At 31.6% G+C, this 14969-nt stretch carries 10 protein-coding genes and 1 CRISPR repeat array (1 of these 11 running past the window's edge); of the genes, 5 read left to right on the plus strand and 5 right to left on the minus strand.

The genetic code is table 11. The features are described 5' to 3' along the window. Positions 1-1574: direct repeats of the CRISPR family, unit length 46 nt; unit sequence GTTGGGAATTATAAGTAAAGATACAATTTTGAAAGCAATTCACAAC; it begins 1278 nt to the left of the window's first position. A gap of 140 nt (positions 1575-1714) precedes the next feature. The 5 genes from G6042_RS06085 (at position 1715) to G6042_RS06105 (ending at position 7566) form a co-directional block, all read left to right on the plus strand. Next, positions 1715-2131, plus strand: coding sequence for a helix-turn-helix domain-containing protein (locus tag G6042_RS06085; RefSeq protein WP_169523533.1), 417 nt, complete (start codon positions 1715-1717; stop codon positions 2129-2131). A 451-nt stretch (positions 2132-2582) separates the two neighbouring features. Beyond that, on the plus strand, positions 2583-3455 hold the full coding sequence (gene lipA / locus G6042_RS06090; protein WP_169523418.1) for a lipoyl synthase: 873 nt from the start codon (positions 2583-2585) through the stop codon (positions 3453-3455). Between the two features lie 12 nt (positions 3456-3467). Then, a complete protein-coding gene (locus G6042_RS06095) occupies positions 3468-4340 on the plus strand; it encodes a cation diffusion facilitator family transporter (RefSeq protein ID WP_169523534.1) in 873 nt (290 codons plus the stop codon). Further along, positions 4330-5325 carry a type I glyceraldehyde-3-phosphate dehydrogenase gene (gap, locus tag G6042_RS06100; protein ID WP_169523419.1) on the plus strand — a complete coding sequence of 332 codons (996 nt, stop codon included), beginning with the start codon at positions 4330-4332 and terminating at the stop codon, positions 5323-5325. Before G6042_RS06095 ends, gap begins: the two co-directional genes overlap by 11 nt. Positions 5326-5361: 36 nt before the next feature. After that, a complete protein-coding gene (locus tag G6042_RS06105) occupies positions 5362-7566 on the plus strand; it encodes a tetratricopeptide repeat-containing hybrid sensor histidine kinase/response regulator (protein WP_169523420.1) in 2205 nt (734 codons plus the stop codon). On the opposite strand, the gene G6042_RS06110 is transcribed toward G6042_RS06105, so the two are convergent. From G6042_RS06110 to G6042_RS06130, 5 genes are all read right to left on the minus strand, one after another. Continuing rightward, on the minus strand, positions 7541-8353 hold the full coding sequence (locus tag G6042_RS06110) for a purine-nucleoside phosphorylase (RefSeq protein WP_169523535.1): 813 nt from the start codon (positions 8351-8353) through the stop codon (positions 7541-7543). The genes G6042_RS06105 and G6042_RS06110 overlap by 26 nt on opposite strands. 257 nt (positions 8354-8610) lie before the next feature. After that, complete coding sequence (locus G6042_RS06115; protein WP_169523421.1) at positions 8611-10680, minus strand: prolyl oligopeptidase family serine peptidase; 2070 nt, start codon at positions 10678-10680, stop codon at positions 8611-8613. A gap of 784 nt (positions 10681-11464) precedes the next feature. After that, positions 11465-11986 carry a nuclear transport factor 2-like protein gene (locus G6042_RS06120; protein WP_169523422.1) on the minus strand — a complete coding sequence of 174 codons (522 nt, stop codon included), beginning with the start codon at positions 11984-11986 and terminating at the stop codon, positions 11465-11467. Between the two features lie 90 nt (positions 11987-12076). After that, complete coding sequence (locus tag G6042_RS06125) at positions 12077-12838, minus strand: hypothetical protein (protein ID WP_169523423.1); 762 nt, start codon at positions 12836-12838, stop codon at positions 12077-12079. A gap of 240 nt (positions 12839-13078) precedes the next feature. Then, positions 13079-14965 (minus strand): tetratricopeptide repeat-containing sensor histidine kinase, encoded by a 1887-nt coding sequence (locus tag G6042_RS06130; RefSeq protein WP_169523424.1) that lies wholly within the window; start codon positions 14963-14965, stop codon positions 13079-13081. Positions 14966-14969: the final 4 nt, after the last annotated feature.

Raw genomic sequence — 14969 nt, forward strand, 5'->3', positions numbered from 1 at the left:
TTATTTTTAGGTTGGGAATTATAAGTAAAGATACAATTTTGAAAGCAATTCACAACTTATTTGCGTTTTCTCCATCAATATCTCTTGTTGGGAATTATAAGTAAAGATACAATTTTGAAAGCAATTCACAACTTCTGCAGCATTCAATTTTTCGAATGCTTGTTGGGAATTATAAGTAAAGATACAATTTTGAAAGCAATTCACAACTAGTGACGAATTCTCAAAAACATTCCATGCGTTGGGAATTATAAGTAAAGATACAATTTTGAAAGCAATTCACAACTGTCCAGTCATTGTGTTGTCAAATGCTTGAGTTGGGAATTATAAGTAAAGATACAATTTTGAAAGCAATTCACAACTACTTATTTGTTATTCTCAATTACCATCGTGTTGGGAATTATAAGTAAAGATACAATTTTGAAAGCAATTCACAACGTAGCGTCTTCGTGTGTTCCATTATCTCCAGTTGGGAATTATAAGTAAAGATACAATTTTGAAAGCAATTCACAACGTTAGCAGTAATGACTACACACCGCTTAAAGTTGGGAATTATAAGTAAAGATACAATTTTGAAAGCAATTCACAACTTAACCTCAATAGAAGTAAATTTTTTTACGGTTGGGAATTATAAGTAAAGATACAATTTTGAAAGCAATTCACAACTACGGAGCATGTTATCAAAGCTTATGCCAAGTTGGGAATTATAAGTAAAGATACAATTTTGAAAGCAATTCACAACTGACCTGTCATTGTGTTGTCAAATGCTTGAGTTGGGAATTATAAGTAAAGATACAATTTTGAAAGCAATTCACAACGCAATAGCGGTACAAAATGGCTTTACGGATGTTGGGAATTATAAGTAAAGATACAATTTTGAAAGCAATTCACAACTGGAGAAGTTGGATATATCGAAAAACATAGGTTGGGAATTATAAGTAAAGATACAATTTTGAAAGCAATTCACAACTCTAAATACTCAGGCATCCATTTTGTTAAAGTTGGGAATTATAAGTAAAGATACAATTTTGAAAGCAATTCACAACGAAATCACTGATGGCTTGTTTGCCTTCTTTGTTGGGAATTATAAGTAAAGATACAATTTTGAAAGCAATTCACAACTACCCAACAAATGCTGTTTAATCAACCAAAGTTGGGAATTATAAGTAAAGATACAATTTTGAAAGCAATTCACAACTGATGACAAAAAAAAGTGATAGCAGTTTCAGTTGGGAATTATAAGTAAAGATACAATTTTGAAAGCAATTCACAACAGAAATACCATCGCTAATGGTGGTATGACGGTTGGGAATTATAAGTAAAGATACAATTTTGAAAGCAATTCACAACAATGCAAAGTTTTATCAAAATTAAGAAGAGTTGGGAATTATAAGTAAAGATACAATTTTGAAAGCAATTCACAACCATCAATGGTGGTTTTAATTATGATATTAAGTTGGGAATTATAAGTAAAGATACAATTTTGAAAGCAATTCACAACTGAATTCATACACCTTAATTTTGGTGCCAAGTTGGGAATTATAAGTAAAGATACAATTTTGAAAGCAATCATAGAATACCTAGTAAAAATAAAATCCAATGAAATTAAGCAATAACAAATAATAAACAAAAATACTAATTAAATATATACTTTTTTAACTACACTTTTTCCCTATTGGCATACATCCTATCAAAAACTTTTTTCTATATTTGGGTTGTGAATACAACATCAAAACCAAAACACATCGGCAGAAACATCAGCCGCATCCGTGAACTTCGTGACATGAAACAAGAAGTATTAGCTATCGCAATGGGCGTGAGCCAACAAACCATTTCAAACATTGAAAACAGCGAGTCTATTGATGAAGATAAGCTTCTACTGATAGATCAAGCATTAGGCGTTACCTCTGAGGCTATTAAAAATTTCTCAGAAGAATCTGTAATCAATTATTTTAATACTTTTTCAGATAATAGTGGTAATAACATCTTTACTAATAATTACACTAATTTCAATCCTTTGGACAAATTTATTGAGTTATACGACGAAAAAGAAAAACTTTTCGAACGCCTATTGCAAGCCGAGAAAGATAAAGTAACCTACCTAGAAAAACTATTAAACCAAAAAAGTGAATAACTTAGTAGAACAATAATAGGATTTATTTAATAATCTGTATAGTTAATTTAGGTCGGGTCAAAATCAGAGAAATTAAACAAACGATGGAAGAATTATAACACAACTTTTAATTATAAAAAAAACAGTGTATAGTATTTTTAGGATTAAGAATTATATTTGTATAACCATAATAGGATTTATTTAGTAATCTGTATAGTTATTCTAGGACGGGTCATCACATCTTCCAACTCCCAACTGCTGTATGGCTTAAGTATAGCTTCGCCCTACTTAATGTATGAAGAGTGTATGAAAACCAGCAATTTTGTAAAATAGCAACCTATTCAGCTAACCCAAGTTCATTTGACATAAACAAAAAAACTATTTTAAGTTTTATCCGATGACAGTATTATCACTCTTTTAACTAAAATTCCTTAATCATTATTACTATCTTTGCCTTGCTAAAAAAGTTGAAATGGAAAACATAATTAATAGCGTACAACCGCCAATTGGCAAGCCAAAATGGTTAAAAGTAAAACTTCCTATTGGAGAAAAATATACTGAACTTCGTGGTTTGGTCGATAAATATAAGCTGAACACGATTTGTACTTCGGGTAGTTGTCCAAATATGGGCGAATGTTGGGGTGAAGGAACAGCTACTTTTATGATTTTGGGGAATGTTTGTACCCGTTCGTGTGGCTTTTGTGGTGTAAAAACCGGAAGACCAGAAACTGTAGATTGGGATGAACCCGAAAAAGTAGCCCGTTCTATCAAGCTGATGAAGATTAAACACGCCGTTATTACTAGTGTTGACCGCGATGATTTGAAAGATATGGGTTCGATTATTTGGTTAGAAACCGTGGAAGCTATTCGTAGAATGAACCCAACAACAACTCTAGAAACTCTTATACCTGATTTTCAAGGCAATGAAAAAATTATTGACCGAATTGTAGAAGCCAATCCCGAAGTTGTTTCTCATAATATGGAAACCGTTCGTCGTTTAACGCGTGAAGTTCGTATTCAGGCAAAATATGACCGAAGCTTGGCGGTATTGAAATATTTGAAAGAAAAAGGAATTCGCAGAACCAAATCGGGAATTATGCTTGGTCTTGGTGAAAAAGAAGAAGAAGTTATCCAAACGATGCAAGATTTACGCGATAACGACGTTGATATCGTAACTATTGGTCAATACTTACAGCCAAGTAAAAAACACTTACCTGTTAAAGAATTCATTACGCCAGAACAATTTGAAAAATACGAAAAAATTGGGAAAGTAATGGGTTTCCGTCACGTAGAAAGTGGTGCTTTGGTTCGCTCATCTTATCATGCTGAAAAGCATATTTTATAATTTTTGATGGAAATAACGCAGGAACAATCGGCTATAAAAGCAACCTATTTTAGTTTAATAGGAAATGCTGGTTTGGCTTTGGTAAAAGGTTTAGCCGGAGTTTTCGGGAATTCTTATGCCTTGATTGCTGACGCGATTGAATCGACTACCGATATTTTTTCGTCTTTCTTGGTGTTATTTGGTTTAAAATATTCTAACAAACCTGCCGATGAAAATCATCCGTATGGTCATGGAAGAGCAGAGCCATTGATAACGTTTATCGTGGTTGGTTTTTTGATAACCTCAGCAACCATAATTGCTTATGAAAGCATTGAAAACATTAGAACGCCACACGAAGCACCAAAATCTTGGACATTAATCATACTAACGATTATCATTCTTTGGAAAGAGTTTTCGTTTAGAAAAGTGATGAAACGCGGTATTGAAACCAATAGTTCCTCACTAAAAGCCGATGCTTGGCATCATCGTAGCGATGCTATTACTTCGGTTGCAGCATTTATTGGAATATCGATAGCGTTGATTTTTGGCGATGGTTACGAGTCTGCCGATGATTGGGCTGCGCTTTTTGCCTCAGGATTTATTCTTTACAACAGTTATTTGATTTTTAGACCAGCTTTAGGCGAAATCATGGACGAACATCTCTATGATGATTTGATATTGGAAATTAGAGAAGTTTCACATCAAGTTGAAGGCGTAATTGATACCGAAAAATGCTTCATCAGAAAAGCTGGAATGAAATATCATGTGGATTTACATGCAACGGTTGATGCTACTATTTCTGTAAAAGAAGGTCACGATATTGCTCATTTATTGAAAGACACATTGCGTGCCAAAATTCCACAATTAGGTCACGTTTTGATACATATTGAACCCAATGAATTCTAAAATTACTATTTCCATAAACGGTTTCGGGCGAATTGGACGAAATTTATTTCGATTGCTACTAAATCATCCTGATATTGAAGTGGTTGCTATCAACGACATTGCCGACAATCGAACGATGGCACATTTAACGAAGTATGATAGTATTCACGGTGTTTTGCCATATGATGTCACTTTTGATGAAAATCATATTATCGTTGATGGAAAAAAATATGCTTTCTTTCACGAAAAAGAAATTAGTAATTTGCAATGGAAAAACATCGATTTTGTTGTTGAAAGTACGGGGAAATACAAAACATTTGAAGAAATCAACAAACACATTATTGCTGGTGCAAAGCGAGTAATTCTTTCCGCTCCAAGCGAAGTTCCCGAAATTAAAACCGTAGTTCTTGGTGTAAATGAAAATATATTAGACGGAACAGAATTAATTGTTTCAAATGCAAGTTGTACTACGAATAATGCTGCTCCAATGATACAAGTTATCAACGAACTTTGTGGCATTGAACAAGCTTATATAACCACGGTTCACTCCTACACCACCGATCAAAGTTTGCATGATCAACCCCATAAAGATTTACGCCGTGCTCGTGGAGCAAGCCAATCTATTGTTCCAACCACAACTGGAGCAGCAAAAGCTTTGACAAAAATTTTTCCAGAAATGGATGGAAAAATTGGTGGAAGTGGAATTCGTGTTCCTGTTCCCGATGGTTCGCTAACCGACATCACTTGTTATGTAAAAAAAGAAGTTACTATCGATGAAATCAATCATGCATTCAAATTAGCTTCAGAAAACAAATTAAAGGGAATTCTTGCTTATACTGAAGATCCAATTGTTTCGGTAGATATTTTAGGCAACAGAAATTCCTGTCTTTTTGATGCTCAATTAACGTCAGTCATCGATAAAATGGTCAAAGTTGTAGGTTGGTATGATAACGAAATTGGCTACTCTTCACGAATAATTGATTTAATTGTTTTGTTAAAAAAATAATCTTTTTATATTTATTGTTTTAAAATCTAAAACAAATTGAAGAAAGTCATCTTATTGCTTCTTTTCACGACCATCGTTTTTGGTCAAAAAAATGCTATCAATAAAATTGACAGTGTAGCTTATTATATAAAATTGGCAGATTTTTATAAGCAAAAAAACAACTATAAGCTATCGCTTTCTAATGCTAATAATGCATTGGAGTTTGCTTCAAAAAACAAAGATGCTAAAAATAAAGCACTGGCTTACACATCATTAGGAACAAGTTATTTTGAACTTAAAAAAATAAACGATGCGATTGCAGCCTTTTCAAAAAGCATAAAAGAGCTTTCTACTTTACCTATTTCCTCAGATCTTGCTTTGAGTTATTACAAACTCGGAATGTGTCATATGAGTTTAGAAGAATATGTTCGTGCAGAAGCTTACATCAATAAATCGCAAGAAATTTATAGTGCTTTGAAAATTGAAAATCAAGAACTGATTGATTTACAGAAAGGAATTATTTACAAAACAAAAGGCAAAGTAAAATTAGCCACAGAACTTTTTAACAACATCATTTCTAAACCCGATTCGCAAGATAGTTTTAAAACAAAAGCTGAAGCATTATATCAATTAGGAATAATTGAAAGTAAAAATAATCGATACAATCTTGCACTTAATTATTTGAATCGTGCTTTAGAAAAAAACAAAATAGATGTTAATACTGAGCAGCGAATTAAAATTTTATATGCGCTAAGCAAAGCAAATGACAAATTGTTAAATCTAAAAGATTCCTATCGTTATCTAAAAGAACATGTTACGCTTAGAGATAGTTTATCAAAATTGAACAATATTCGTCTTGATGCAAACGATTATTATTCCATCAAAGAAAATGAACGAATTGATTTATTTGCACAACTAAATAAAGAAAGCGAAGCACAGCAAAAGACAAATCAATTCATGAAGTTGATTGCCATTTTAGCGATTGCTTTAATCTCAATTCTGTCGCTTTTGAGTTTGTCATTATACAAAAACAACATCATTAGAACACAGTCAAACAAATTACTTCAAGAGAAAAACAGCGAACTAGAAATAGCAAAAGAAAAAGCCGAAAAAGCATCGCAAGCACGTGCCGATTTCTTATCAACTGTTAGTCATGAACTTAGAACTCCACTGAATGCCATCAACGGAATTACCCATTTATTGATAGAAGAAAATCCAAAAGAAAGCCAAATTCACTATTTGAATTCGCTAAAATTTTCTGGAAATTACCTATTGACATTCATTAATGAAATTCTTGAAATCAACCGAATAGAATCAAATAACATTGAAGTTGAAAACATCGATTTTAACTTAAAAGATTTGCTTCTAAACATTAAAGACTCGCTACAAGAATTGGCAAAAGTCAACAACAATAATTTTGTATTAGAAATTGACGAAAAAGTTCCTAATGCTGTTATAAGCGATCCAACAAAACTTTCACAAATTTTTATTAATCTGATAAACAATGCTTTAAAATTCACTAAAAATGGTGATGTAAAAGTACTGGTGGAACTTTTTGGAATAAACGAAAATGTAGCAACCATTCATTTTGAAGTAATTGATACAGGAATTGGTATTGCGCCAGAAAAGCAACAAACCATTTTTGACAGCTTTTCGCAAGGTTCAATAGAAATCAACCGAAAATATGGCGGAACTGGTTTAGGATTAGCCATTGTAAAAAAATTAGTCGATTTACTTGGCGGTTCGATAACGTTACAAAGTGAATTAAACAAAGGTTCTTCTTTCTATTTTGATTTGGAAATGAAAGTTAGCACTCGAAAATTTGATTTAGAAAAAGAAATAGAACTTGAAATTCCGCTTGATTACAACGAAGAAATTTTGGCTAACAAACACGTTTTAATCGTTGAAGACAACAAAATCAACCAAATGATTACCAAAAAAATGGTGGAGAAAAAAGGTATGCTTACGTCAATAATTGACAATGGTGAAGATGCTGTTGAAGCCATTAGAAGTGAAAATAACTTTGATTTAATCTTGATGGATGTTCATTTACCTGGTATCAACGGTACAATTGCAACTAAAGAAATTAGGAAATTCAACAAAAAAATCCCGGTTATCGCTTTAACTGCTATTTCGCTAAATGAAAATCGGGATATATTGCTTTCTTTTGGAATGAATGATGTAGTTACTAAACCTTTTGATCCTGTTAATTTTTATAACGTAATTGCCAAAGTTCTTAGTAAGTCAAAATCAATTGCTTAATCAACTGTCTTACATGAGGTTCAGCTTCGCGTGCTGCTTCAAGAACTTCTTCATGAGTAATAGTTTCAATGGCTTCTTCGTTACCCATATCAGTAATTACCGATAGCCCAAAAGTTTCTAAATCCATGTGACGAGAAACAATAACTTCGGGAACGGTTGACATTCCAACACAATCGCCACCAAGTGCTTTCACCATTCTATATTCGGCCAGCGTTTCAAAAGTTGGTCCTTGTAAACCAAGATAAACACCATCTTGAACTTCAATATTTAATTCTTTTGCCAATTCTCTTGCTTTTGCAATCATTTTTTGGCTATACGGTTCGCTCATGTTAACAAATCGTGGTCCAAAACGTTCGTCATTTTTCCCTCTTAACGGATGTTCTGGCATCATGTTGATATGATCTTTTATCAAAACAATTGAGCCAACTTTATAATTAGGATTAACGCCACCAGAAGCATTTGAAACAATCAGTTTAGTTACACCAATATATTTCATCACGCGAACCGGAAAAGTTACTTGTTTCATATCATAACCTTCATAGTAATGAAATCGTCCTTGCATAGCTACCACTTTTTTATCGCCAATTGTTCCAAAAACCAACGCACCTTTATGACCTTCAACCGTAGAAACTGGAAAGTTTGGAATTTCATTATATGGCAAAGTATGTTCTATAACAATATCATCGGTAAAACTTCCTAATCCTGATCCTAGAATTACACCATATTCTGGAGTGAAACCTGTTTTATTCTTTATATATTCAACGGTTTGCTGTACTTGTTCCCACATATTATAATCTATTTTATTTTTCAACTAATTCACTCTTAATATTTATACACACAACAAAAGCTCAAACTGATTTTACTCGTTGAGCTTTATTTTTTATTTTTCAAAATACTTAATTTTTCAAATGTAAAACAAATAATTAGAGTTCGCATCGTTTTAACAAAAAAGAAAAATGCCACTAATCCAATTTAAAAAAACAGAACCTATAAAGTCTTGTCTTCAATTGCCTTAGTGACACTTCCCCAAAAAAATATTATAATTTACTTCAACTTCATTAATAAATAGGAAAAAGTTAACGCATTTAATTTTGCCGATTGATCATTGGTTGAAGCACCTGCATGTCCACCTTCGGTATTTTCATAATAAAAAGTTTTATAACCCATATCGTTCATTTTGGCTACCATTTTTCGGGCATGACCAGGATGTACTCTATCATCACGAGTGGAAGTTGTAAAGAACACTTCGGGATAATTTACTCCTTGTTTTAGATTTTGATAAGGAGAATATTTCTTAATATAATCCCATTCTTCTGGAATATCAGGATTTCCATATTCACCCATCCAACTTGCACCAGCCAAAAGCTTGTTATAGCGTTGCATATCTAATAAAGGAACTTCACAAACTACTGCGTTATACAATTCAGGTCGTTGCGTAAAAGCAACACCAACAAGTAAACCACCATTGCTTCCTCCCATAATTCCTAAATGTTTAGGAGATGTTACTTTTTTAGCTATTAAATCTTCTGAAACGGCATATAAATCGTTAAAGACATTTTGACGCTTTTCTTTCAATCCGTCTTGGTGCCATTTTGGACCAAATTCTCCACCACCACGAATGTTAGCCAACACAAAAACACCACCATTTTCTAACCATGCTACGCCATACGAAGACGTATAGAATGGTTCCATTGATGCTTCAAATCCACCATAAGCATAAATTAATGTTGGATTTTTACCTTCTGTTTTTAAGTCTTTTGCGGCAACCATAAAATAAGGTATCCATGTTCCGTCTTTTGATTTTGCTTTGAATTGCTTCACTTCATATTTGCTTGCATCAAAAAAAGCTGGAAGCGATTTAACAACTTTCATTTCACTAGTCTTTGTATTGGCTGCATACAATGTTGATGGTGTTATAAAATTTTGAAAGCTAAAAAAATATTCATCAGATGATTCATCGGTAGTTACAATCGAAAGTGTTCCAAGATTAGGTGCATCAACTTTTTTACTTGACCATTTTTGATTGTTAAATGAATATATAAAAAATTGACTTGTTACATTGGTTAAAACATTAACTATCAAATCATTTTTAGTTGTTGAAACTCCTGCAATACTAGAGAATTCATCGGGTTCGATAACGACTTGAATTTGTTTATTTCCCTTTAATAATTCGGTTAAATTTAAACTGATTAAAGTTCCTGATTTATAGGTTTTGGTATTTACAATCCAATCGGATTTTAACTGAACAATAATTTGATTTTTTAAGATGCCGTTTATTTGAGAATCATCGGGAATGTCTAGTGCAATTACTTTGTTATTATGCCAAAATAGCTTTTGAGTTGAAAAAATTGTCAAAGCTCTCGAAAAATAAACATAGCTTTTATTTTCATCGTGAAATACACCACTCCAAACGCCTACATCCGATTGTTTTCCTTTATAAATTAATTGAGCATCTTTTAGTAAAGTTCCACGTTTCCATAATTTTGCCATCCTTGAATAACCAGAATCTGTGGTTGTTCCTTCGCCAAAACTTGTTGAAATAACAACTGTATTTTCATCAACATAACTTGCCCAACCTTTGGCTTCTTCCATATAAAATCCATTTTGGATAAATTGTTTTTTATCGGCATCAAATTCTTTAATAATTACAGCATCACCTCCACCGTTTGACAATCCAACTAAAAACTTAGTATAATTAGGACGCAAACCGCTTGCACCTTTGAATACCCATTTTTTATTGTCTTTTTTAGATAATTCATCAATGTCTAAAAGTGTCTCCCAATTGTATTTTCCTTTTTTATAATCGGATAATAAACATCTTCGCCAAATTCCTCTTTCGTGATTTTTGTCTTTCCAAAAATTGTAAACATAATTGCCTTGTATTGAAGGATAAGCAATTTTATCGGAAGAATTATAAATTTCTAAACTTTTATCGTAAATTAGTTTATAATCTTTTTCCTTGCTTAGTTTTTCTACTGTTGCATCGTTTAGCTTATTTACAAATTCGAGTGATTTTTCACCATCAACGTCTTCCAGCCAAAGGTATTTGTCTTCTTGAGCGTTAACACTATTTGCCCCAAAAATAGCTAACAACAGTAAACTATATTTTCTCATTTTATTCATTTTTAAATTACAAATTTATTTAACGATTAAAATTACAGTTTTTTTTAAACATTATTTTGAGTATAGGTCATTTATATTTATATTTTCATTTTATGTAAGTGGTAATTTTACAAACCATGATGTAAAAGAATCCCACCACGGAAAACTAATTTGAAATAGATACAAATAGTGAAATATAACATACAATACCAATACTAATGGGAAAACCCATCTTCCGCTGGTTTGTTTTCTCTTTAACATAAGCAACGGTTTGTTGTACTTTTTCCCACATGTTTATTTTCTTTTAAATTTCAATAAATTTTTAAATATTGGCGCACAAAACAAAAGCTCAAACTGATTTTGCTCACTGAGCTTTTAGATTATTTTTCCAAAATGTTTAATCAATCAAATGTAAAATGAGAGTTTAAGTGATTTTGGTAAAAAAGAAAAGTATTTTCAACATTAATGGCCAACTTTTTTTATTTTTTTAGAAAGTAACAAACTCAAACCACATATTGTATTTAGCCTTGTAATCAATAAGAAATCGTAATGTATAAAATTCCTTAGTACACGACAAAAATAATAAACCAAAGATTATTATGTTTTTAGCCACAGATTCACAGATGAAATTTGATTGTTATAATTAAAAAAATGCTTTGCACTTAATTTTGAAGCCTTTATAATTTCGACGAATCGAAATTATCTGTGTCATTTATGTGATTTTAGCTATTTTAAAATATAAATCTGTGCATCTGTGGCAGATATAGTTTTTGTCGTGTACTAAAAAAAATTCACATTAGTGTATTTTTCTAAAATAATTATCTAATTGTACGATTTTACCGTCTTTTATTACAAAATCATTGACAGCATCAATAGAATCTGTTACTCCTTTTTCGTCTTTCCAACTTTCTCTGTAAAAAACGGTTACGTAAGCTTTACTTTTATCTTTAGATTGAACCGATTTCCAATCTTTCATATAAATCTTAAATGTACTATTCCAAATCTGACCGAAAAAAGCTTTTAGTTGATCATTAGACATTTTCTGGTCCATGCCATCAAATCGTACTTGAATCGAATCTCCAAAATAACTTACTGCTTCGTCCATTTTACCAGTTTCCCAAGCTTTTAATGCCGTCAATGCCAACTTTGTATTTTCTGTACTACCAGTTTCCCAATTATCCGGTTTGTCAATGATATAAGGATAATTTGCAACTGTTGTTTCAGTATTTTTGTTTTTAACAGTTGTTTTGTCACTGTTATTACAACTGCTAAAAAACAGCAAAGTTGTGAAGAGCGAAAAAAATAAAATTTTTGTCATAATAAAATTGTTTTTAATTTATTCATAGAATTAAAAGAGATTTTAAATTCTATTCAGGTTCATATTTACTTAAATAAGGATAATTTATTATTATTTTTTAACTTTATAACTTAAATCTTCTTTATGCCAACTATATAAATACTCTATTTTAGAACCCATTTCATATAATTTTTTGATTGCTGTTTTGACATCGTCACCAATTACTTTAGAATTATCATTCAACATTTTGCTAAGACTTTCTCTATTTTTTTGACTTAAAACAATTGCATAATATTCTGTAGGACAACCTAAACCACTTTTATAAATCGTAAAGTTTGCAACAGCTCCTTGCTTAACAAATGACTCTTTAATAGATTTTATAGCATCATAAATCTTTTTTCCGTCTCCAGGTGGAACGTGAATAAAACGAATTTCTGCAAAATTATATCCTTCATAGGTTTCACCTTTTGGTGTATAGCTTAAATCAGCTATATAATGAAGCATAAAGTTCGTTTCACTACTTAAACATTTATTGTAATCCTCCGATAGTTTTGCAAATTTAGCAGCACCAATTTTTTCAGAAAATTCTTTATAAGGATTGGTATCTAAATCAGCATAATTTTTAATTCTAGAAATTGATAATGAACTTCCATCTGACAGATGCGAAAAACTTGAAGAAAATGGAAATTTATGTTTTTCAAATTCAGCTAATATAGCTTTTCTTGCTGTTACAAAATCTTCTTGTTTAGAAGGCTTTACCCAATACTGCTCAACATAAAACATGGCATCCTGAGCAAAAGTTGTAGCACAACTGAACATAAATAACATCACTACTAGCAATGAGTTTTTAAAAGATAATTTTTTTGTTTTCATAATTTTTGATTTTTAATAATTAATAGTTACTTGTTGAATAAACCTCAAAGTGCTTCAACTTTGAAGAAAGTGAATTAATAATAAATTTGTTCTGTTTAAAAATGAATTAGTACCACATTCAAGAAATGATCGCCTAAATTTCACATCTAAGTAAAAGAGAAACATTATGAAAATAAAATGTGTTAGGACGAAATAGGTTAAAATTTGTCCGAAGTAGGTGTTTTTTTTACCGAAGTAAATTTATGATGCATTTAAAATTTTGAAATCAAAAATTAGAGTAGTTCCATTCGTTGTTTCCTCTTTTACTGTTCCGTTTAGTTGTTGCGTTAACAATGAAATTAGTTGGCCTCCAAAACCTGTTCCTTTTGTAATTCCAACTTTACCAACACCATCATCGGCAACTTTTAATTGAAGTATCGAATCATTTTGTTTTTGAAGCTCAATCGTAATCGTTCCGTTTTTATTTTCTGGAAAAGCATATTTCACTGCATTTGTCAATACTTCATTTACAATTAAACCCAACGGAACGGCTGTATCAATGTCTAAATCGAGATTATCCATCGCTAATTTTAAATCGATGCGTTTTGAAGCACCAAAACAGTCGAGAATATTTTCACCTAGATTCAAAAAATACTCTTTCATTTCTATTGCACCAAGGTTTGAGCCTTGATATAATTTTTGATGCACTATACCAATAGAGTTCACGCGGTTTTGACCTTCAGTCATAGCTTGTTTTGTTTTTTCATCATCAATTTGTGACGATTGCAATGCTAGTAAACCTGATACAATTTCGAGATTATTTTTCACTCTATGATGAATTTCTTTGAGAAGAAGTTCGTTTTCCGCATTTTTTTGAGCTAACAATCGATTACTTCTACTTCTATTTTTATAACTTATATATGCAAAGACAAGTAAACCTAGGAGAAGCGACACAACAACAATCCCAAGATATTGCACCAATTTTTGTTGGGATATTTTAGCTTCTTGAAACGCTATTGTTTCCTCTTTTTTTTGTGTTTCGTATTTGGTTAAAAGCTCCGACATTTTAGCATCGCTTTCTATTGAACCAATACTATCTTTTAAATCATAGGCTTTTTGTTTGTAATCTAAAGCGCGCTCAAAATCATTTAGATTTTTGTATATCGTACTGGCATGATGGTAATTTTCGATTAAATTAGTAATATCATTATTCGCTTCTTGCAACCGAATTGTTTCTAATTGATATTTAAGAGCTTCTTTGTAATTACCTACTAGCAAATTAATTTCGCCTAAATTGGCTGTTACTGCATTAATTCCGTTTTGGTAATTGATTTCTTTCGCCATTTTTAAACAATTAGTATAGAAACGAATGGCTTCATCGTATCTACCTAACTTTTTTAGTGCATTTCCTTGGCTATTGCCAATGTCAACCAATGCCGTTTGTCCTAAATTTTGCTCCTTTACAATAGCTGCCGCTTTGTTAAAATAATCCAATGATAATTGATTCTTTTGCATTGCAATAGCAACGTCTCCAGCATTATTATAAACATAAAAAAACTCAGATGTTAAGTGGTGTTCTTCAGCCATTTTAATTGCCTTTTCGGCATATACTAAAGCTTCCTTCAATCTGTTTTGCTTAGTTAAATCCCACGAAATTCTTGTCATTGCGTTACAAATGCCTGCTTTATCATCAATCTTTTCCATTAATTTTAAGGCAGCAATATCCTTCTCCAATGCTTTTTCAAAATCACCATTCTTTTTTAAAACCCATGCCATTTTAAAAGATGTAGTAGCTTGTCCTTTTATATCGTTAACGGCTTTGTATCCTTTCATCGCTTTTTCAAAAAAGAAATTTGCCGAGTCTAACTGAAGTAAATTAGCATGCATTCGTCCTTCTGCTTCATAAAACTTTGGTTGCCAATTTTTATCTTTTAAATCGTCTGCGAGTTTGGTTCCCTTTTTAATCAAAATCAAACCTTGCTTCATATCATTTTGATATATAACATTAGCCTTTTCGTAGATCATTTCTAACTTCTTAGTTTGATTTTTTTCAGAAGACAATTTTTGTTCCAAATCTGCTAAATTAGAATCCTGACTGTAAACAAAAAAAGGTAGTATAACGAGTGCAAACAGTTTAAATTTCATCATTATT

This window comes from Flavobacterium solisilvae (assembly GCF_012911605.1).
Taxonomy (GTDB): domain Bacteria; phylum Bacteroidota; class Bacteroidia; order Flavobacteriales; family Flavobacteriaceae; genus Flavobacterium; species Flavobacterium solisilvae.